Origin of the sequence: Mameliella sp. LZ-28 (assembly GCF_012274245.1) — a bacterium.
GTDB classification, from domain to species: domain Bacteria; phylum Pseudomonadota; class Alphaproteobacteria; order Rhodobacterales; family Rhodobacteraceae; genus Antarctobacter; species Antarctobacter albus.
In genome coordinates this window covers 260,921-278,592 of record NZ_JAANYX010000035.1, presented here as the reverse complement: position 1 = coordinate 278,592, position 17,672 = coordinate 260,921, and the positions used below count along the sequence as shown (strand labels likewise).

The following is a 17,672-nucleotide window of genomic DNA, read 5'->3' as shown; positions in this document are numbered from 1 at the left end:
TTGGCTGCATGATCGCTGCCGCGCTGGCGGCGCTGGTGCCGGCGGGGGCCGAGGCCGCCTGCCGGCTGGCGCTGCTGCTGGCGCTGGATGTCTCCTCTTCCGTGGACGAGGCGGAATACCGGCTGCAGCGCGACGGCCTGGCCGCGGCGCTGACCAGTCCGGACGTGCAGGGCGCGATCCTGCAGCAGGGCGGCAGCGTTGCACTGGCCGTCTACGAGTGGAGCGGGCGGCGGCAATCGGTGGTGGTGCAGGACTGGGTTCTGCTGCAGAGCGCGGGCGATATCGCGGCGGTGGCCGCGCGGTTGCGGACCGTGCAGCGGTCTTACCGGCGGTTCCCGACGGCGCTGGGCTATGCGCTGGGCTTTGGCGCCACGCTGATGCAGGAGGCGCCCGCCTGCGAGCGGCAGGTGATCGACGTGTCCGGCGACGGGATCACCAATGACGGGTTCTGGCCCGGACTGGCCTACAAGCATTTCCCGTTCGAGCGGATCACGGTCAATGCGCTGGCGGTGCTGGGGGCCGACCCCTCTGTGGTGGACCACTACGAGTTCGAGGTGCTGCACGGGCCGGGGGCCTTCATCGAGACCGCAGAGGGCTACGAGGGATTCGAACGGGCGATGATCCGCAAGCTGTATCGCGAGGTCCAGAACCGGATCGTCGGCGGTTTGCCCTATGTCGGGCCTGGACCGGGATGACCCGGCTGCTTGGCCTTGCGGCGCTACTGATCTGGGGCGCGGGCGCCGAGGCGGCCTGCCGCCAGGCGCTGGCCCTGGGGCTGGACGTGTCGGGATCGGTCGACGCGGAGGAATACCGGCTGCAATTGGACGGGCTGGCCGGCGCGCTGGAGGACCCGGAGGTCATGGGCGCCTTGCTGGCGATGCCCGAGGCGCCAGTGGCCTTGGCCGTTTTCGAATGGAGCGGGCCGGGATCTCAGCGTTTGGTGGCGCCCTGGCGGCGGATCGAAGGGCCGGCGGATGTGGCCGATCTGGCGGCGCTGTTGCGGGGGACGCAGCGGGGGCAGCTGGGTCAGTCCACCGCGATAGGGGCAGCCAAGAGGTTTGGTGCGGCGCTGTTGGCCGAACAGGAGGTTTGCTGGCGCCAGGTGCTGGACCTGTCGGGCGACGGCAAGTCGAACACCGGGCCAAGACCGCAGGACAGCCGCCCGGGCGGGATCACGATCAACGGGCTGGTGATCGGGGCCTCCGGCGATGCGAACGGGATCGGTGCGCTGGCCTCGTACTATCGCGCCTATGTCATCGCTGGGCCGGATGCCTTTGTCGAGACCGCGCTGGGTTTCGAGGCCTTCGAGGCGGCGATGGTGCGCAAGCTGAAGCGCGAATTGCAGGTGCTGGCCGTGTCGTCCAGATAGAGGCCGGGACGTCTGGGCGCCGCTCCTGCGCCGCAGGTGCAGATCGCCCCGCCCGCCGTCCCACCAGGGCGCCGTCCGGGCTGTATCGCCCGGCCCGGCGCCTCAGTAGATGTAGCGGATCTGGTCGGTCCAGTAGCGTTCGACGCGGCGCAGGGCGGTGGTAATCTCGTCGATGCCATCGACCGAAAGCACGCCCTTGCCCTGCAGACCGTCCGCGTGGCGGGAAAAGAGATCACCGACGATGTCGCGGATTTCCCTCCCCCGCTGGGTCAGGCGCACGCGGACCGAGCGTCGGTCGATTTCGCACCGCTGGTGGTGCATGTAGCCCATCTCGACCAGTTTCTTGAGATTGTAGCTGACGTTCGAGCCCTGGTAGTAGCCACGGCTTTTCAGTTCACCGGCCGTCACCTCGTTGTCGCCGATGTTGAAGAGCAGCAAGGCTTGCACCGCGTTCACGTCGATGATGCCCAACCGCTCGAATTCGTCCTTGATCACGTCGAGCAGGAGGCGGTGGAGTCGTTCCACCAGGCTCAACGCATCCAGGTAACTCGTTATGAAGCCCTGTGCCGGCCCCTGATTCAGTGACGAATGAATGCTCATTTCAGTCTCCGCCTGTTTTTCTTGCAACGGAGCTTTCGGGTATAAACGCAAATATCGGGTTAAACCGAGTAGAAGACCCGGAAAATTCTAGTGATTTCCGAGGGTTGGTTAACCAAGCTTACCAAGGCGCAAAACGCACGGATCCGCCCGGCGGCGGCCGCGGGGCGGATTCCTGCCGTGCGATCAACCGTTTGCGGCGACGCGCGTGATTTCCGAGATCATCGGGGCGTGGGTCTCGGGCGCGGGGCGCTGGCCCGAGATCCACTGGTAGAGATCCTGGTCGTTTTCCGCCAACAAGGCCTCGTAGGCATCCAGTTCGGCGGCATCCAGGGCGTCCAGACGGGCCTCGGCGAAGCGGATCAGCAGGATGTCCATCTCCTTGGTGCCGCGGCGCATGGAACGCATGCGCAGGCGGCGGAGACGGGTTTCGCGGGATTCGCCGGGGCCGGTGGTCATGTCACTGGGCCTCTGTCAGCAGGGAGCGCAGGCGCTTTTCCAGCCGTCCCAGCTTGTCCGCCTTGGCCTTGAACTGGCCGCGGAGCGCGCGGATCTCGATCAGGATGGCGTTGACGTCGGGCGCGAGGGTATCGTCCTGGTCGGGATCCGGCACGCCATCGCCTTCGCCGGTGATCAGCCAGACGATCGACACGTTCAGCACACCGGCCAGCGTGGACAGGCGGTTGGCGCGGGGTTCGTTGATGTCGTCTTCCCAGGCCTGCAGGGTCTTGAGCTTGACGCCCAGGCGCTTGGCCAGGACCTCCTGGGTCATGTTGGCTGCCTCGCGGGCAGCAGCGAGCCGGTCGCCGAAGGTGGCGGATTCGGGCCCGTACCAGTCTTTCGAGTTGTCCATGATCTTACCTTTCCGGTGAAGCCGCTTGAACGCCGTTTGGGCGCAAACTATGACAGGGCTGGCCAATTTTCAAACGACGAGCCCCCTTATGCCCTTTCTGTCGCAGACGCTGTCCCGCGTGAAACCCTCCCCGACGGTCGCCGTCACGCAACTTGCGCGCGAATTGGCGGCCGCAGGGCGCGATATCATCGGACTCGGCGCCGGCGAGCCGGACTTTGACACACCGGACAATATCAAGGCTGCGGCAATTGCGGCAATCGAAGCGGGGAAAACGAAATACACTGCGCCGGACGGAATCCCCGAACTCAAGCAGGCGGTCTGTGATAAGTTCGCCCGCGAAAACGGGCTGACCTACACGCCTGCCCAGATCAGCGTCAGCACCGGTGGCAAGCAGGTGCTGTACAACGCGCTGATGGCGACGCTGAACCCGGGTGACGAGGTCATCATTCCGGCGCCCTACTGGGTCAGCTACCCGGACATGGTGCGCCTGGGCGGCGGTGAGCCGGTGATCGTCGAAGGCGCCGAGGCCGAGGGCTTCCGGATTACGCCCGAACAACTTGAGGCGGCGATCACGCCAAGGACCAAGTGGTTCATCTTCAACTCGCCGTCCAACCCGACGGGCGCCGGCTACGACCGCGCGGCGCTGAAGGCGTTGACCGATGTGCTGATGCGCCACCCGCATGTCTGGGTCATGTCGGACGACATGTACGAACACCTGGCCTATGACGGGTTCGCATTCGTCAGCCCGGCGCAGGTCGAACCGGGGCTGTATGACCGCACGCTGACCGTCAATGGCGTCAGCAAGGCCTACGCGATGACCGGTTGGCGGATCGGCTACGCCGGCGGCCCGGAGGAACTGATCGGTGCGATGCGCAAGGTGCAGGGCCAGTCCACGACCAACCCCTGTTCGATCAGCCAGTGGGCCGCGGTCGAGGCGCTGAACGGGCCGCAGGATTTCCTGGCAGAGCGTGCGGCGGTCTTCGCCAGGCGGCGCGACATGGTGGTCGCACGGCTGAATGCCTGCGCCGGGATCACCTGCGCCACGCCCGAGGGGGCATTCTATGTCTATCCGTCCGTGGCGGGCTGCCTTGGCAAGACGTCGAAAGGCGGGCGCCGGATCGACACGGACGAGGATTTCTGCACCGCCCTGCTGGAAGAAGAGGGGGTTGCGGTGGTCTTTGGCGCGGCCTTCGGCCTCAGCCCGCATTTCCGCGTCAGCTATGCCGCCTCGGACGCGCAACTGACCGGTGCCTGCGACAGGATCGAACGGTTCTGCGCGGGGCTGACATGACCGCAGACCTGCCCGAGTTCTATTTCCGGGTGCGCGAAAACGGCGCCTTGGTCTATCGCGTCGACACCGAGAACCGGCAGCGGCGGATCGAGATGGACCAGATCGCCGTGGTCAACGTCAACAAGGGTGAGATCAAGCCGCATGGCGACCGTGAGCTGACGCCGGGCGAACTGGAAGAGATCCGCGCCTGGATGGAAGACCGCCAGCGGCTGCTGGCGCTGCGCGAGATGGACGACATCCATCGGGCCATCGACCACCTGAACCTGACCGCGCAATGGGCGCAGGCCCGCGCGACGCCGGAACAGCTCGAAGAGGTGACGGATGCGCTGCTTTTGGCGATGCATGACCTGCGCAGCGTCCTGGTCCGCAAGAAGGCGGACCGGGTGATGAAGGGCTGACACGCCCTCCTGTTGGGCATCGAGGTGGCGATTTGCCTGTAAATCGGGCAGGTCGTTGCCGAAGTTAACGAATGCAGCGGGCGACCTCTTCATTCCTTGGGTCTTGGGCCCTATGTTCGATCCATGCCACAGAACCAGACGACACTGATGCAACGCGATACAGGTGGGCCGTTCGATCTTGGCCGGCCCCTGTTTCCCCTGTCTCCGGATGACGTGCGGGCGCTGCTCGCCCGGCAGGGCTGAGCAGGCCGCGCAAGGCGATTATCCCAGGATGCCCGGCCAGTTGGCACGGCCCTTGGCGATGTTTCCCTCTATGTCTCGCAGCCACAGCGTGCGGGCGCGCAGGCTGGCGTTGAGGAAAAGCTGGCCATCGTGGATCGTCCAGGCCTCGGGGATGGTCGGCGCGAGGTAGCCGCGCGAGGCGGCATAGGCGCAATAGCCCCCGAATTGCGGCGCATAGGCCTTGGGGTCGGCCTCGAAGGCGGCGGCGTTCCCGGCGTCGGAGAATTGCCATGAGGCGCCTTTCCAGCTGAGCGCAGCGGCACCGCCGGCCACTGGTCCGTTTCCGGCGAAATAGGCCACCGGGTCGGATCCGTCGATGGCGATCCCGTTTTCGGCGTAGATCTCTGGTTCGGCGGCCAGGGCGCGGCGCGTGGTGAACAGCAGGGCAGGGGCGGCAAGGGCAAGGCCAAACGTGGCGCGGCGTGTCAGGTTCGTCATGGCGACCTCCGGTGGGTGTGGCGGGTGTCTTCAGGATGGGACGACCGGCGGGCGGGCAAAAGCCCCCGACACGGGGACGTGACGAGGCGTGTGCCGGCAAAATTTCTCGCCCGGTCGTCATAAACCTGTTACATTCGATGCATGACAAGATCAGTCCTCCCAATCTTGCTATGCCTCGGGTTGCCGATCGGACCGGCCGTCGGCAGCCCGATTGCCGAAGTCATATGCGCCCCTTCCGAACAGATGACACGCAAGCTGGTGGAACAGTTCGGCACCGCGCGTCGCGCCACCGGGCTGCGCAGCCCCGAGGAAGTGGTCGAGATCTGGACCGATGATCAGGGCGACTGGACCATGATCATCAGCTACGCTTCCGGTCAGTCCTGCATCGTCGCGATGGGCGAACACTGGCAGGATCTGGGGCGCGGAGATCCTGCCTGAAGCGGGAGAATCTTCCGGAAATGACACGAAAAAATTGACTCACGCTGCCGTGCTGGTAGCTTGTGGACAATTGCACCGTCTTTTGGGGGACATTATGAAACTGACTTTGACCGCCGCTGCCACGGCGCTCGCTCTCAGCGCGACCTCGGCCTTTGCCTGGGGCGACATGTACATGGGCGACGCGACCAACGATCCGAATTCGAATTTCCTGGTCCACAGCTACAATGCGCCGAACTATTGCCCGCAGGGGTTGCAGCCGGTTCTGGCGGGCGGTGTCGTCTGCTGCGGCAAGCCGAACGCAGGTGCCTATTACAACCATCTGGGCCACACCAGGTCCTATTCGCCGAAGTTCGTGCCGGGCGAAAAGGGCGCCGTCTACCGCTGAGGCGCCGCGCCCCTTGGCATTGCCTGTCAGGCCGCGTATACGCGCGGCCTGATTTCATTTGTGACCACGCGGGAAAGGCCGGGCCATGCAGGGCAGCGCGAATCTGAACATCATGATGAAGGCGGCGCGCAAGGCGGGCCGCTCGCTGGTCAAGGACTTCCGCGAGGTCGAGAACCTCCAGGTCTCCATGAAGGGCGCGGGCGACTTCGTGTCGAAGGCCGATATCGAGGCCGAGCGCATCCTCAAGGAAGAGCTGATGGGCGCGCGGCCGAACTATGGCTGGCTGGGCGAGGAAGGCGGCGAGGAGGCGGGCAGCGACCCCACCCGGCGCTGGATCGTCGATCCGCTGGACGGCGGCACCAATTTCCTGCACGCGCTGCCGCATTGGGCAATTTCCATCGCTCTGGAACACAAGGGGCAGATCGTGTCGGCGGTGGTCTTCGACGCCGCCAAGGACGAGATGTTCTATGCCGAACGCGGCGCGGGTGCCTGGCTGAACGATTCCAAGCGTCTGCGCGTGTCCGGTCGGCGCCGCATGGTCGAGGCGGTCTTCGCCACTGGCATCCCCTTTGCCGCGAAACGCACCCTGCCCGCGACGCTCAAGGATCTTGCCCGCGTGATGCCGGAATGCGCCGGTGTGCGCCACCTCGGCTCGTCCTCGCTGGACATGGCCTATGTGGCCGCGGGCCGCTTCGAGGGTTACTGGGAGCGCGAGCTGAACCTCTGGGACATGGCCGCAGGCTACCTGATCGCCAAGGAGGCCGGGGCGCTGGTCGATGGCGTCCGCGAGGGGCAGGACCCCCTGGAAAGCGGCAGCATCATTTGCGCCAACAACGAGATCTTCAGCGGCTTCACCCGGATCCTGCGCGCCGAGTGAGGGTGTTCAGCGGTCCGAGGGGTGATTGACGCCGTCGTTCCAGCCCAGCGGCTCGAAGTCCTTGGGTTCCATCCCCTCGATGCAATAGAGGTTGACCCCGTATTCGTTCGGGTTCGACCGGCGGCGATGGTACATGTAGATGCCGCAGGTCTTGCAGAAATGGTGCTGCGCCGTGTGCGTGCCAAAGCTGTAGAGCGCCAGGTTTTCCGTCCCCTTGACCACCTCGATCCCGTCCAGCGGCGCACTGACGACCGCGGCGCTGCGGCGGCGGCAGTAAGAACAGTCGCAGCGCCGGGCCGTGGCGGTCCCGTCTGACAGGCGCACCCGCAGTTCTACGGCGCCACAATGGCAGGTGGCGGTGTGGATCTCTGTCATTTTCTGCGAATCCTTGGAACTTGTGTGTGGTGTTTGCGGCTCTGGACGCGGGGCACGCGGCTGCGTTCAAAGGCGTATTCGGTTTCCGGGTGGGGCGGATGCCCGTCGGTGCGGTTCCAGAAGCGGGCGCCACCGCGCCGCAGCCAGACCGGCACCGTCAGAACCAGCCCGATCACGAAGCCGCCCACATGCGCCCAGTAGGCAACGCCGCCCTGGTCGGCGGGGGCGCTCCACCCGCCGAAAAGCTGCATCGCGAACCAGAGCGCCAGCATCAGCCAGGCGGGGACCGGGATGACGCGGAAGATGACGATCAGGATGATCAGGATGTCGACCCGCGCCTTGGGGAACAGCAGCAGGTAGCCCCCCATGACCCCGGCAATGGCGCCCGAGGCGCCCACGGTGGGCACGGTGGACAGGGGCGCCGACAGCCAGTGGATCAGCCCCGCGCCCAGCCCTGCGGCCAGGTAGAACAACAAGTAGCCGACATGTCCCATCTCGTCTTCGAGGTTGTCGCCGAAGATGTAGAGGAACAGCATGTTGCCCGCGATATGCATCCACCCCCCGTGCAGGAACATCGAGGTGAAGAGCCCGGAGAATCCGTAGCCTTCGGACAGAAAGCGGGGGATCAGCGCGTAATCGGCGTAAAAGGCCATCATCGCGCGGGGTGAGCCCTCGTATTGCAGCGAGGCCAGGAACACGACGATGTTGATCGCGACCAGGGTGTAAGTGACGAAGGGGGTACGCCCAGACGGGTTGTGATCGCGGATCGGAAACATGGGGTGGAGATTGGCATGCCAGGGGGGGAGGTCAAGGTGCCTTGGGCCCGGTGGATGCCGGGTGGGTCGCGGCTGTCCGGGCTTGCCTTGAGCGTGGCCTTGGCCGAACATTCCGATCCGATGACACAGTGGGAGACGGGACAGTGACCCTCAAGAGATCCTTGACCGTGGCGATGTTGGGTTTTCTGCCCCTTGCCGCCAGCGCCGATCCGTCGCTGGAATGCAGCGTGTCTGCCGGTAGCCAGGTGGAAATCGCCGAATGCGTCGCCCAGGCCGAGACGGCGGTGGACGAGGCGCTTGGCATCGCGCTGCGCTTTGCCAGCGATGCAGCCAAGGACCTGGACGAGATCACGCGGCGCGAGGTGTCGCTGCCCGCGCTGGAAAGCGGGCAGGCCGCATGGGCGGCCTACCGCGATGCCCACTGCGATTTCGTGGGGTCGACCTATGGCGGCGGCTCGGGCACCGGAATCGCGGTGCGCTCTTGCCGGGTCGAACTGGGCCGCGCCCGGATTGCCGAGCTGATGCAATACACCCAGTAGGGGCTCAGCCCTCCTGCCCGGCCAGCAGGGCGGCGTTGCCGCCTGCCGCGGTGGTGTCGATACAGACATGCCGTTCGGCGCGGGCGTGACCCGCATCCGGGCTGCCGGTGATCAGCGTCAGGATTGGGCCAGGACGATCGGCCAGCGCCTGCCGGTAGGTACGGGCGCGGTCCGCATCCCCCCACCAGACGGCCCCGGCGATGCCCTGCGTGTCCTGCAGGGTTTCCGGCGGCAGGCCGGGAGCTACCACCGCACGCCCGCCAAGGGCGTGGATGGCCTGTGCCTGCGCCTCGGCCGTGTCCTGCCCCGGTCCGAGGCAGAGCAGCGGCGGGCGGGCGTGCTGGTGCAGCACGTTGGCCTCGCCCGTCGGGCCGGGCAGTTCCATGCGGCTGGGCGCGGGATCGCTCTGGGCAGCCTCCGCCAGCCGCTTGCCCAGGTCCGGGACAGGTGCGCCGGTTTCGTCGCCCGTGCTGTCGGGCGCGGGATGGGCGCGGAACCGATCCAGGTAGAGCGGGCCGCCCGCCTTGGGGCCGGTGCCCGAGAGGCCCTCGCCGCCGAAGGGCTGGCTGCCGACGATGGCGCCGATCTGGTTGCGGTTGACGTAGATATTGCCCGCCTCGATGCTTTCGGTGATCTGCTGCACGCGCTCGTCGATCCGCGTCATCAAGCCGAAGGTCAGCCCGTAGCCTGTGCCGTTGATCGCCTCGATGACGCGGGTCAGGTTGCGCGCCTTGTAGGTGGCGACATGCAGCACGGGGCCGAAGATCTCACGTTCCAGATCCTCGATCCCGCCGATGCGGATTAGCGTTGGCGGCACGAAATGCCCGGACGCGGGCACGCTGACCTGTTGCAGCACCCGTCCCTCGCGAGAGGCCTGGGCGACGTGGTCGAGGATGCCGTCCTGCGCCTCGGCGTCGATCACCGGGCCGACATCGGTGGCCGCCTCCCAGGGATCGCCGACGCTGAGGCTTTGCATGGCGCCCTTGAGCATTTCGAGGAAACCTTCGGCCACGTCCTCTTGGACATAGAGGCAGCGCAGCGCGGAACAGCGTTGCCCGGCGGATTGGAAGGCGGATTCGATGATCGCCTGCACGGCCTGTTCTGGCAGGGCGGTGCTGTCGACGATCATCGCGTTCAGCCCGCCGGTTTCCGCGATGAAGGGCGCGCCTGGGGCAAGGTGCTGCGCCATGCTGCGGTGGATGATCTGGGCGGTCTCGGTGCCGCCGGTAAAGGCGACGCCGTCCACGTCCGGGCAGGAGGTCAGCACCGCGCCGACGTCCCCGGCACCGGGCAGCAGTTGCAGGGCGGCATGGGGCACCCCGGCCTCGTGCAGCAGGCGGGTGGCGAAATGGGCGATCAGCGGCGTCTGTTCCGCCGGTTTCGCCAGAACCGCGTTGCCCGCAGCAAGCGCGGCGGAGAGCTGGCCGGTGAAGATCGCCAAGGGGAAGTTCCAGGGCGAGATGCAGGCGAAGGTGCCCAGCGGGCTGTCGGCACCCTCCTGGCAGCGGGCGGCGTAGTAGCGCAGGAAATCCACCGCCTCGCGCAGTTCGGCCAGGGCATCCATCAGCGACTTGCCCGCCTCGCGGTGCAGGATGGCAAAGATCTCGGCCTGGTTGGCCTCGTAGAGGTCGGCAGCGGCATTCAGGATGCGCGCACGCTCTGCCGGGCTGGCCTGCCAGGGCTGCGCGGCGGCGGCGGCGGCGCGCGCCTGCTCGGGACTGGCCCAGGTGATCTGTCCCAGAACGTCGTCGAGGTTGGCGGGGTTCAGGACTTCCTCGGTGTCGCCGGGCGCGGCCTCGGCCACGGTCAGGGGGGCGGCCTGCCATTGCGCATTGCGGAAGGCTGCGCGCCCATTGTCGAGCGCGGCAAAGCTGGGCCGGTGGCGCAGGTCCAGCCCCTCGGAGTTGCGGCGCTCGGGCTGGAAGAGGTCGGGGCCGGTGGTCAGGGCACGGCCTGCGGGTGCCTCGAACGGGTCGGCGGCAACGGTTTCAGGGGCCACGTCCTCGTCCACGATCTGGTTGACGAAGCTGGAGTTGGCGCCGTTTTCGAGGAGGCGACGGACGAGATAGGCCAGCAGGTCGCGGTGCGCGCCGACAGGCGCATAGATCCGGCAGCGGGTCTTGTTCTGGTCCATGACCAGCCGGTGCAGGGTCTCTCCCATGCCGTGCAGGCGCTGGAATTCAAATGCGTTTTTGTCCTGCGCCATGTGCAGGATCGCCGACACCGTATGTGCGTTGTGCGTGGCGAACTGCGGGTAGATGCGGTCCGTCATCGACAGCAGCTTGCGCGCATTGGCGATGTAGGAGACATCGGTGGCGGGTTTCGAGGTGAAGACCGGGAACGCGGGCAGGCCGGCGACCTGGGCGCGCTTGATCTCGGTGTCCCAATAGGCGCCTTTGACAAGCCGGACCATGATCCGGCGATCGAGCTTTTCCGACAGCGCGTAGAGCCAGTCGATCACCGCGCCCGCGCGCTGGCCGTAGGCCTGCACGACCACGCCGAACCCTTCCCAGCCGGCAAGGCCCGGATCGGAAAGGACCTCCTCGATCACGTCCAGCGAGAGCGAGAGGCGGTCGGCCTCTTCCGCGTCGATGTTCAGCCCGATCTTGGCGTTGCGAGCCTGCAGGGCCAGGGCACGCAGCCGCGGGATCAGCGCGGCGCGGGCGGTTTCGGCCTGCAACTCGTCATAGCGCGGATGCAGGGCCGAAAGCTTGACCGAGATACCGGGGTTGTCGCGGGTCGCCTCGTGCGGGGCATTGTTGGCGATGGCGCGGATTGCCTGGGCATAGGCGTCGAAATAACGCTGGGCGTCGGCCTCTGTCCGGGCCGCTTCGCCCAGCATGTCGTAGGAGTAGGTATAGCCCTTGGCCTCTTGCGCCTTGCCGCGTTTCATCGCGGCCTCGATGCTTTCGCCCAGGACGAACTGCGCGCCCATCTCGCGCATGGCGCGGCCGACGGCGGTGCGGATCACCGGTTCACCGAGCCGCTTGATGGCGCCGCGCAGGTGGCCGACGGGGCCGGGCTGCTGGTCTTCCAGCACCTTGCCTGTCAGCATCAGCGCCCAGGTCGAGGCATTGACCAGCGGCGAGGTGGAATGGCCCAGGTGGCGCGACCAGTCGGAGGGTGCGATCTTGTCCTCGATCAACGCGTCGATGGTGGCGCTGTCGGGCACGCGCAGCAACGCCTCTGCCAGGCACATCAGCGCGACGCCCTCTTCGGTCGACAACCCGTATTCGGCCAGGAAGACCTCCATCAGACCGGGGCGGGTGGCGCCGCGGATGTCCCGCACGAGCTGCGCCGCGCTGCCAGAGATCGCGGCGCGGGCAGAGCTATCCAGCGCGGCATCGTCTTTCAGCCGGGCCAGGGTTTCGGCCTCACCGGCATAGGTCAGCGCGTCGATGCGCGCGCGCAGGTCTGTCATCTGGTCCTTCGGCATGCTCGTGCCTTTCTGGATTTCGGGTAAGATAAGTGGGGACGGGGTGCGGAATGGATACCAGCACACCGGACTTTGGTGTAAGATACCCGGAGAGTCGCGGGACGTTTGACTGTTTTTTCTGGGTGGACTTGATGTTTGGCCCAAGTTTTCGGGGAAATGCGATGGAATCGGGAATCTCGGACCTTGATCGCTTTGATCGGGCGATCCTGGCGGAACTGGCGGGCGAGGCGCGCATTTCGGTCACGGAACTGGCGCGGCGCATCGGCCTGTCGAAATCGCCCACGCAGACGCGCCTGAAGCGGCTGGAAGAGGCCGGGTACATCCGGGGCTATCGCGCGGTGCTGGATCCGATCCGGCTGGGGCTGGATCATGTCGCCTTTGTCGAGGTGCGCATGGTCGATACGCGCGAGGGCACGCTGGCCCGGTTCAACGCGGCGATCACCACGATCCCCGAGATCGAACAGGCGCATCTGATCGCGGGCAACTTCGACTACCTGTTGAAGGTGCGGACGCAGGACATGCCCAGCTATCGCCGGGTGCTGGCGGAAAAGGTCTCGACCCTGCCAGGAGTGGCCTCGACCTCGACCTTCGTGGCAATGGAAGCGGTCAAGGAAGAGGGTGTCGCGGATGTGACTTGACCCTTGGGCAGCCCGTGCCACCCTTTGTGTATGAGACTCGCCCTTGCCCTGACTTGTCTGGCCGCGCCTGTCCTGGCGGATGGCTGCCCCACCGCGCCGGATCACAGCGAAGAGATGGATCCACTGTACGAGGCGCTGCTGGTCGCGCCCGACGAAACCACCGCGCGGCTCATCACCAACCGGATGTGGGGGTACTGGGACAACGCCCCGGACGAGGCCAGCCAGGCCATGCTGGACGAGGCGATGCGCGCCCGCGCGCGCTATGACTTCCTGCGCGCGCTGGACCGGCTGGACACGCTAGTGGGCTACTGCCCCTTCTACGCCGAGGGGTACAACCAGCGCGCCTTTGTCAATTTCCTGCGTGAGGATTTCGCGGCGGCGCTGCCCGATCTGGATCGCGCACTGGAACTGAACCCGCGGCACATCGGCGCCCTGTCGGGCAAGGCAGTGACGCTGTTTGCCCTGGGCCGCGAGGAAGAGGCGCAGGTCGCCCTGCGTGCGGCGCTGGCGATCAATCCCTGGCTCGCGGAACGCGCCCTGCTGAAGCCGCTGCCGGGGGAAGACCTGTGACGCCGCCTGCTAGTCCAGGAACTGCCGGCTGACAAAGCCGCGGACGCCGCGGCTGTCCATGATGTTGATCCAGATACTGTTGCTGTCGATGCAGCGCCGGATCATCTGCAGATTGCCGGTTCCGGCCGGTCGGCAGGCGTCGGCACAGGCGGCGCGCATTCCGCCCAGGTTGGTGATGATCGGATTGCCGAAAACCTGTACGGTTGCCCCCAGTAGTAGCCGACGCATAACCGGCGCGTCGAAGTCCGGCATTTGACGCATGTTCACGTATTCCCGGACGTTGGTCACGCGCGCCCGCTGCCCGGTCAGCCCGCAGGATGCGCCGCCCCGGGAGTGGCGCGGTGTGGTAAACCGGGCCAGCAAGTTTTCCCTGTCGCGTTGCTGCGGTGCCGGGAGGTCGGAGATGCGTGTGTCGGGCGCAAAGAGCATGGTCTTGTAGAGCGCGGTAAAGGACCCGGGGATGCCGGCTTCGGGAAAGTCGATATAGCCGATGGCGTCTTTGTCGACGTAGCCCGTGCCGCCCAGGGTGATCTGGCATCGGGGCTGACCTTCGCCCAGGAACCCGATGCCCGACCGGATCGTGACGGTGGTCCCTTGTCTGCGGATGTCGCCGATGGTGTCGGCGGGCACCGGTTCTTTGCGTGGCCGGGACCCCTGGACATAACCTTGCAGGTTCGAGCAGGCGTTCCAGACCATCTCGGCGGCGCCGGACCGGGGATTGCCCACGGGAAAGATCTCGACTTTCCAGAGGGCGGCATCCCCCACGGTTTCGATCCGCCGCATCCGGCTGGGTGGAGTGCCCAGCATCTCGAGTAGCAGGGTTTCGGGGAAATTGAGGCTGGCGCGCTTCCGGAACTCGATCAATTCACGCACGCTGAGCACCGCGACCTCGTAGGCCCGGGCCACGGATTGCTCTGTGTAGGTGCCGTTGTCGACGGTCAGGCCCGGCGCGTGAAACCCAAGTTGACCCGCGGGATGCAAACGGCGTTTCGCCTCGGAGTAGCCATCCCCTGCCAGAATGCGCCCGGCCATGAAGGCCAGCGCGCAGGCGCTTTCGCAGCGTTGGCCGGGTCCGACGGCGGTCGCCAGGCCGCGACGGCTGATGATCTCGGCCAGCTTGATGCCCTCGGAATATCCGCCACCAGGGCTGTCCAGGCAGAGCACCGACGTGCGGATATAGCCAGAGGGGAGGTCGATCGCGTCGAGGTAGCTGTCCATCCTGGCGGCATCCCCGCTGGTGATCTGGCCGCTCAGCGTAACGTCGCACCCCATGACGCTGTTGCCGCCCCTGCTGAAATCCGCAGCCAGGGTCGCGCTGCCAGCCAGCCAAAGTGCGAGGATTGCAAGAAAGCGACACAGGAGAAACGGATGGCGCATGGAGTGCCCTTTGCTGGTTTGGCAGTGCCAGCATATCGTCAGGGCCAGAGCGGACAAGCGATGCCTCTGCCGGGACTGGTTCCGGTTTACACGGCCCGCAGGGCGGCTATGTTCGCGCCACTGGCCCGCGTGGTGGAATGGTAGACACAGGGGACTTAAAATCCCCAGGCTTTATGCCGTGCCGGTTCGAGTCCGGCCGCGGGTACCAGTCGGATCTTCCGGCAGGGGCAGAGGTATGCGTGCCGCTTGGAGCGGAGGGGCTGCCGTGCCATGATCACGCCACGCGCAGACGGGAAAGGGCCTGCCATGACCGATAGTGATACGCTGCTTCTGGGGCTGATCGGTGACAATATCGCCCGGTCGCGGGCTCCGGTGCTGCACCGGCTGGCAGGTGCCCAGAACGGGATTGCGGTGCAATACGACAGGCTGGTTCCCAGGGATTTGGGCGAGGATTTCGAGCAGGTCTTCGACCGATGTGTCGCGGGGGGATACCGCGGCATCAACGTGACCTACCCCTACAAGGAGCGCGTCACGGCGCGGCTGCGGGTGGATGACCCGCTGGTGCAGGCGATGGGCGCCTGCAACACGGTGATCTTCGAGCCGGACGGGCCACGCGGATTCAACACCGATTTCTCGGGCTTCATCGCGGCCTATGAACGGGTGCGGGGCAAGGCACCCACAGGGCCGGTGCTGATGATCGGCACCGGAGGTGTTGGCCGGGCCGTGGCGTTTGGGCTGGCGCGGCATGGCGCGCCCGAACTGCGACTGGTGGACCGTGATCTGGCCAAGGCCGAGGCGCTGGCAGAGGCCCTGCGCGAGGCCGCCCCCGAGATGAAGGTGGTGACGGGCACGGACGCCGCGGCCCTGGCTGCAGCCGCGGGCGGGCTGGTCAACTGCACCCCGGTCGGCATGGTGGGGTACGAGGGTACGCCGCTGCCCCGCGCTGCGATGGCGGGGGCGGTCTGGGCCTTCGACGCGGTCTATACGCCCGTGGACACCCAGTTCCTGACCGACGCTGGCGCCGAGGGGCTGGACGTCATTTCGGGCTGGGAGCTGTTCTTTTACCAGGGCGTGCATGCCTGGGCGCATTTCGCCGGTCTGCCGCTGGACGAACCTGCGCTGCGCGCGGCGCTGCAGGCCGAGGACGCGGCATGAAGACCTCGATTGCCACCGTCTCTGTTTCTGGCAACCTGCGCGAAAAGCTGGAGGCCATCGCCGCCGCCGGTTTCGACGGGGTCGAGATCTTCGAACAGGATTTCATCGCAGATGCGGGCAGCCCGCGCGAGGTGGGCGCCCTGATCCGCGATCACGGGCTGGAGATCACCCTGTTCCAGCCGTTCCGCGATTTCGAGGGCTTGCCGCAGGGCCCGCTGCGGGACAAGGCCTTTGACCGGGCGCGGCGCAAGTTCGACCTGATGCAAGAGCTGGGCGCAGACCTGGTGCTGTTCTGTTCGTCGGTCCACCCCGAGGCCCTGGGCGGCATCGACCGCGCGGCAGAGGATTTCGCAGAGCTGGGAGAGATCGCCGCCGATCGTGGCATTCGCGTCGGCTACGAGGCCTTGGCCTGGGGGCGGCACGTCAACGACCACCGCGACGCCTGGGAGATCGTGCGCCGTGCCGATCATCCCAACATCGGCCTGATCCTGGACAGTTTTCACACCCTGGCGAGGGGCATCGACCCGGAGACGATCCGGCGTATTCCCGGTGACCGGATCTTTTTTGTCCAGCTGGCGGATGCGCCGCGGATCGACATGGACCTGCTGTACTGGTCACGCCATTTCCGCAACATGCCGGGCGAGGGCGACCTGGACATGACAGGCTTCATGCGGGCGGTCATGGCGGCGGGCTACGCGGGGCCGGTCAGCCTGGAAATCTTCAACGACCAGTTCCGGGGGGGCTTGCCGGGCAGCGTGGCGCGGGACGGCTTTCGTTCGCTGGTGGCGCTGATGGATGACTTGCGCCGGGCCGAACCTTCGACTGGCGTGGACCTGCCGGAGTTTCCGGCGCGTGTGACGGTCGACGGGGTCAGCTTTGTCGAGTTCGCCTCGCGCGGGAAAGAGGCCGAGGACCTTGGCGCGCTGCTGGCGGCGCTGGGGTTCACGCGCGTCGGGCGGCACCTGTCCAAGGCGCTGACGCTCTGGCAGCAGGGCGAAATCCGCGTGCTGATCAACGAGGAACCGGGCGATTTTGCCGGGTCGGTCTACAATGCGCGCGGCACCAGCGTCTGCGATATCGGGCTGCGCGTGGGGTCAGGCAGGGATACGGTTGCGCGGGCAAGCGCGCTGGGGGGCGAGCCTTTCGCGCAACCGGCCAGCCCCGGGCAGCTGGCCATTCCCGCGATCCGCGGTCTGGGCGGCAGCCTGCTGCATTTCCTCGACAGCGGGCAGGCCGATGTCTGGTCGGCGGAGTTCGAAACCCTGGCCGAGGCGGGCGAAGGTGCGGGCCTGCGGCGTGTCGACCACATTGCCCAGACCATGACCTATGACGAGATGCTCAGCTGGTCGCTCTTCTATACATCGCTCTTCGAGATGGCCAAGGCGCCGATGGTGGACGTGACCGACCCGGACGGGTTGGTGCGCAGCCAGGCATTGCAGGCGGGCGGGCTGCGTATCACGCTGAACGGGGCGGAAACGCACCGCACCTTTGCCGGGGCTTTTCTGGCAGAGAGTTTTGGCGCCCCGGTGCAGCACCTGGCGCTGGAAAGCGCGGATATCTTCGCCACGGCCAAGGCGCTGGCCGCACGCGGCTTCGACCCCTTGCCGATGACAGAGAATTACTACGCCGACCTCATGTCCCGTTTCGACATCGACGAGGGGATGCTGGAGGCGCTGCGCCGGTTCAACATCCTTTACGACCGTGACGAAAACGGCGCCTTCTTCCAGCTGTACTCGCGCCCCTTCGCGGGGGGCATGTTCATCGAGATCCTGGAGCGGCGCGATGGTTACGCTGGCTATGGCGCGTCCAATGCCCCCTTCCGGATCGCGGCACAGAAACGCCTGATGCGGGGCAAGGGAATGCCGAGCGTCTAGGGGG

At 66.4% G+C, this 17,672-nt stretch carries 20 protein-coding genes and 1 tRNA gene; 13 read left to right on the top strand and 8 right to left on the bottom strand.

Translation table 11 applies throughout. The features are described 5' to 3' along the window. Nucleotides 1-8: 8 nt before the first annotated feature. Both G9Q80_RS23570 and G9Q80_RS23565 read left to right on the top strand, forming a co-directional pair. Entirely contained in the window at nucleotides 9-695 is a 687-nt protein-coding gene (locus tag G9Q80_RS23570; RefSeq protein ID WP_069210353.1) for a DUF1194 domain-containing protein, read from the top strand. After that, complete coding sequence (locus G9Q80_RS23565; protein WP_043144931.1) at nucleotides 692-1,369, top strand: DUF1194 domain-containing protein; 678 nt, start codon at nucleotides 692-694, stop codon at nucleotides 1,367-1,369. The genes G9Q80_RS23570 and G9Q80_RS23565 overlap by 4 nt, the downstream gene beginning before the upstream one ends. Before the next feature lie 102 nt (nucleotides 1,370-1,471). On the opposite strand, the gene G9Q80_RS23560 is transcribed toward G9Q80_RS23565, so the two are convergent. From G9Q80_RS23560 to G9Q80_RS23550, 3 genes are all read right to left on the bottom strand, one after another. After that, nucleotides 1,472-1,969: a MarR family winged helix-turn-helix transcriptional regulator gene (locus G9Q80_RS23560; RefSeq protein ID WP_043144932.1), complete on the bottom strand. Its 498-nt coding sequence runs from the start codon at nucleotides 1,967-1,969 to the stop codon at nucleotides 1,472-1,474. Nucleotides 1,970-2,152: 183 nt separating this feature from the next. Then, nucleotides 2,153-2,425 carry an FAD assembly factor SdhE gene (locus G9Q80_RS23555; protein ID WP_043144934.1) on the bottom strand — a complete coding sequence of 91 codons (273 nt, stop codon included), beginning with the start codon at nucleotides 2,423-2,425 and terminating at the stop codon, nucleotides 2,153-2,155. A gap of 1 nt (nucleotide 2,426) precedes the next feature. Continuing rightward, entirely contained in the window at nucleotides 2,427-2,819 is a 393-nt protein-coding gene (locus G9Q80_RS23550) for a helix-turn-helix domain-containing protein (protein WP_043144936.1), read from the bottom strand. Nucleotides 2,820-2,907: 88 nt separating this feature from the next. Here G9Q80_RS23550 and G9Q80_RS23545 point away from each other — a divergent pair, with 88 nt between their 5' ends. Together G9Q80_RS23545 and G9Q80_RS23540 are read left to right on the top strand one after the other, a co-directional pair. Then, nucleotides 2,908-4,110 (top strand): pyridoxal phosphate-dependent aminotransferase, encoded by a 1,203-nt coding sequence (locus tag G9Q80_RS23545; protein ID WP_088715560.1) that lies wholly within the window; start codon nucleotides 2,908-2,910, stop codon nucleotides 4,108-4,110. Next, entirely contained in the window at nucleotides 4,107-4,508 is a 402-nt protein-coding gene (locus G9Q80_RS23540; protein WP_069210344.1) for a hypothetical protein, read from the top strand. Before G9Q80_RS23545 ends, G9Q80_RS23540 begins: the two co-directional genes overlap by 4 nt. 261 nt (nucleotides 4,509-4,769) lie before the next feature. Here the strand turns inward: G9Q80_RS23540 and G9Q80_RS23535 are convergent, their stop codons facing one another. Then, nucleotides 4,770-5,228 carry a YHS domain-containing (seleno)protein gene (locus tag G9Q80_RS23535; RefSeq protein ID WP_069210343.1) on the bottom strand — a complete coding sequence of 153 codons (459 nt, stop codon included), beginning with the start codon at nucleotides 5,226-5,228 and terminating at the stop codon, nucleotides 4,770-4,772. Between the two features lie 243 nt (nucleotides 5,229-5,471). Between G9Q80_RS23535 and G9Q80_RS23530 the strand changes: the two genes are divergently transcribed. The 3 genes from G9Q80_RS23530 (at nucleotide 5,472) to G9Q80_RS23520 (ending at nucleotide 6,928) form a co-directional block, all read left to right on the top strand. Continuing rightward, the gene (locus G9Q80_RS23530) at nucleotides 5,472-5,666 is read left to right on the top strand and encodes a hypothetical protein (protein ID WP_223306275.1); all 195 of its coding nucleotides are present in this window, start codon (nucleotides 5,472-5,474) and stop codon (nucleotides 5,664-5,666) included. A gap of 94 nt (nucleotides 5,667-5,760) precedes the next feature. Beyond that, entirely contained in the window at nucleotides 5,761-6,051 is a 291-nt protein-coding gene (locus tag G9Q80_RS23525; protein ID WP_088715561.1) for a hypothetical protein, read from the top strand. 85 nt (nucleotides 6,052-6,136) lie between these two features. Then, nucleotides 6,137-6,928, top strand: coding sequence for an inositol monophosphatase family protein (locus G9Q80_RS23520; RefSeq protein ID WP_043144945.1), 792 nt, complete (start codon nucleotides 6,137-6,139; stop codon nucleotides 6,926-6,928). 6 nt (nucleotides 6,929-6,934) lie between these two features. Here the strand turns inward: G9Q80_RS23520 and G9Q80_RS23515 are convergent, their stop codons facing one another. Continuing rightward, complete coding sequence (locus G9Q80_RS23515) at nucleotides 6,935-7,303, bottom strand: GFA family protein (RefSeq protein ID WP_043144946.1); 369 nt, start codon at nucleotides 7,301-7,303, stop codon at nucleotides 6,935-6,937. Next, a complete protein-coding gene (locus G9Q80_RS23510) occupies nucleotides 7,300-8,079 on the bottom strand; it encodes a rhomboid family intramembrane serine protease (protein WP_074623463.1) in 780 nt (259 codons plus the stop codon). Before G9Q80_RS23510 ends, G9Q80_RS23515 begins: the two co-directional genes overlap by 4 nt. A gap of 143 nt (nucleotides 8,080-8,222) precedes the next feature. Between G9Q80_RS23510 and G9Q80_RS23505 the strand changes: the two genes are divergently transcribed. Continuing rightward, a complete protein-coding gene (locus tag G9Q80_RS23505) occupies nucleotides 8,223-8,618 on the top strand; it encodes a lysozyme inhibitor LprI family protein (protein ID WP_232788231.1) in 396 nt (131 codons plus the stop codon). Nucleotides 8,619-8,622: 4 nt separating this feature from the next. Here G9Q80_RS23505 and putA read toward each other — a convergent pair whose 3' ends face one another. Next, nucleotides 8,623-12,054, bottom strand: a complete 3,432-nt coding sequence (gene putA, locus G9Q80_RS23500) for a bifunctional proline dehydrogenase/L-glutamate gamma-semialdehyde dehydrogenase PutA (protein WP_088715563.1) — start codon at nucleotides 12,052-12,054, stop codon at nucleotides 8,623-8,625. Between the two features lie 161 nt (nucleotides 12,055-12,215). Here putA and G9Q80_RS23495 point away from each other — a divergent pair, with 161 nt between their 5' ends. Together G9Q80_RS23495 and G9Q80_RS23490 are read left to right on the top strand one after the other, a co-directional pair. Next, complete coding sequence (locus G9Q80_RS23495) at nucleotides 12,216-12,692, top strand: Lrp/AsnC family transcriptional regulator (RefSeq protein WP_069210339.1); 477 nt, start codon at nucleotides 12,216-12,218, stop codon at nucleotides 12,690-12,692. Between the two features lie 30 nt (nucleotides 12,693-12,722). Next, nucleotides 12,723-13,262 (top strand): tetratricopeptide repeat protein, encoded by a 540-nt coding sequence (locus tag G9Q80_RS23490; RefSeq protein WP_043144950.1) that lies wholly within the window; start codon nucleotides 12,723-12,725, stop codon nucleotides 13,260-13,262. Nucleotides 13,263-13,271: 9 nt separating this feature from the next. Here G9Q80_RS23490 and G9Q80_RS23485 read toward each other — a convergent pair whose 3' ends face one another. Further along, a complete protein-coding gene (locus tag G9Q80_RS23485) occupies nucleotides 13,272-14,639 on the bottom strand; it encodes a COG3904 family protein (RefSeq protein ID WP_088715564.1) in 1,368 nt (455 codons plus the stop codon). A gap of 123 nt (nucleotides 14,640-14,762) precedes the next feature. Here G9Q80_RS23485 and G9Q80_RS23480 point away from each other — a divergent pair. The 3 genes from G9Q80_RS23480 (at nucleotide 14,763) to G9Q80_RS23470 (ending at nucleotide 17,668) form a co-directional block, all read left to right on the top strand. Next, nucleotides 14,763-14,847 (top strand) — tRNA-Leu (locus G9Q80_RS23480). 98 nt (nucleotides 14,848-14,945) lie between these two features. Continuing rightward, nucleotides 14,946-15,794, top strand: coding sequence for a shikimate dehydrogenase family protein (locus G9Q80_RS23475; protein ID WP_088715565.1), 849 nt, complete (start codon nucleotides 14,946-14,948; stop codon nucleotides 15,792-15,794). Then, nucleotides 15,791-17,668 carry a bifunctional sugar phosphate isomerase/epimerase/4-hydroxyphenylpyruvate dioxygenase family protein gene (locus G9Q80_RS23470; protein WP_088715566.1) on the top strand — a complete coding sequence of 626 codons (1,878 nt, stop codon included), beginning with the start codon at nucleotides 15,791-15,793 and terminating at the stop codon, nucleotides 17,666-17,668. Before G9Q80_RS23475 ends, G9Q80_RS23470 begins: the two co-directional genes overlap by 4 nt. Nucleotides 17,669-17,672: the final 4 nt, after the last annotated feature.

Coding starts and splice junctions, on each gene's coding strand:
- G9Q80_RS23570 (WP_069210353.1), top strand. CDS start 9: ATGATCGCTGCCGCGCTGGCGGCGCTGGTGCCGGCGGGGGCCGAGGCC.
- G9Q80_RS23565 (WP_043144931.1), top strand. CDS start 692: ATGACCCGGCTGCTTGGCCTTGCGGCGCTACTGATCTGGGGCGCGGGC.
- G9Q80_RS23560 (WP_043144932.1), bottom strand. CDS start 1,969: ATGAGCATTCATTCGTCACTGAATCAGGGGCCGGCACAGGGCTTCATA.
- G9Q80_RS23555 (WP_043144934.1), bottom strand. CDS start 2,425: ATGACCACCGGCCCCGGCGAATCCCGCGAAACCCGTCTCCGCCGCCTG.
- G9Q80_RS23550 (WP_043144936.1), bottom strand. CDS start 2,819: ATGGACAACTCGAAAGACTGGTACGGGCCCGAATCCGCCACCTTCGGC.
- G9Q80_RS23545 (WP_088715560.1), top strand. CDS start 2,908: ATGCCCTTTCTGTCGCAGACGCTGTCCCGCGTGAAACCCTCCCCGACG.
- G9Q80_RS23540 (WP_069210344.1), top strand. CDS start 4,107: ATGACCGCAGACCTGCCCGAGTTCTATTTCCGGGTGCGCGAAAACGGC.
- G9Q80_RS23535 (WP_069210343.1), bottom strand. CDS start 5,228: ATGACGAACCTGACACGCCGCGCCACGTTTGGCCTTGCCCTTGCCGCC.
- G9Q80_RS23530 (WP_223306275.1), top strand. CDS start 5,472: ATGACACGCAAGCTGGTGGAACAGTTCGGCACCGCGCGTCGCGCCACC.
- G9Q80_RS23525 (WP_088715561.1), top strand. CDS start 5,761: ATGAAACTGACTTTGACCGCCGCTGCCACGGCGCTCGCTCTCAGCGCG.
- G9Q80_RS23520 (WP_043144945.1), top strand. CDS start 6,137: ATGCAGGGCAGCGCGAATCTGAACATCATGATGAAGGCGGCGCGCAAG.
- G9Q80_RS23515 (WP_043144946.1), bottom strand. CDS start 7,303: ATGACAGAGATCCACACCGCCACCTGCCATTGTGGCGCCGTAGAACTG.
- G9Q80_RS23510 (WP_074623463.1), bottom strand. CDS start 8,079: ATGTTTCCGATCCGCGATCACAACCCGTCTGGGCGTACCCCCTTCGTC.
- putA (WP_088715563.1), bottom strand. CDS start 12,054: ATGCCGAAGGACCAGATGACAGACCTGCGCGCGCGCATCGACGCGCTG.
- G9Q80_RS23495 (WP_069210339.1), top strand. CDS start 12,216: ATGGAATCGGGAATCTCGGACCTTGATCGCTTTGATCGGGCGATCCTG.
- G9Q80_RS23490 (WP_043144950.1), top strand. CDS start 12,723: ATGAGACTCGCCCTTGCCCTGACTTGTCTGGCCGCGCCTGTCCTGGCG.
- G9Q80_RS23485 (WP_088715564.1), bottom strand. CDS start 14,639: ATGCGCCATCCGTTTCTCCTGTGTCGCTTTCTTGCAATCCTCGCACTT.
- G9Q80_RS23475 (WP_088715565.1), top strand. CDS start 14,946: ATGACCGATAGTGATACGCTGCTTCTGGGGCTGATCGGTGACAATATC.
- G9Q80_RS23470 (WP_088715566.1), top strand. CDS start 15,791: ATGAAGACCTCGATTGCCACCGTCTCTGTTTCTGGCAACCTGCGCGAA.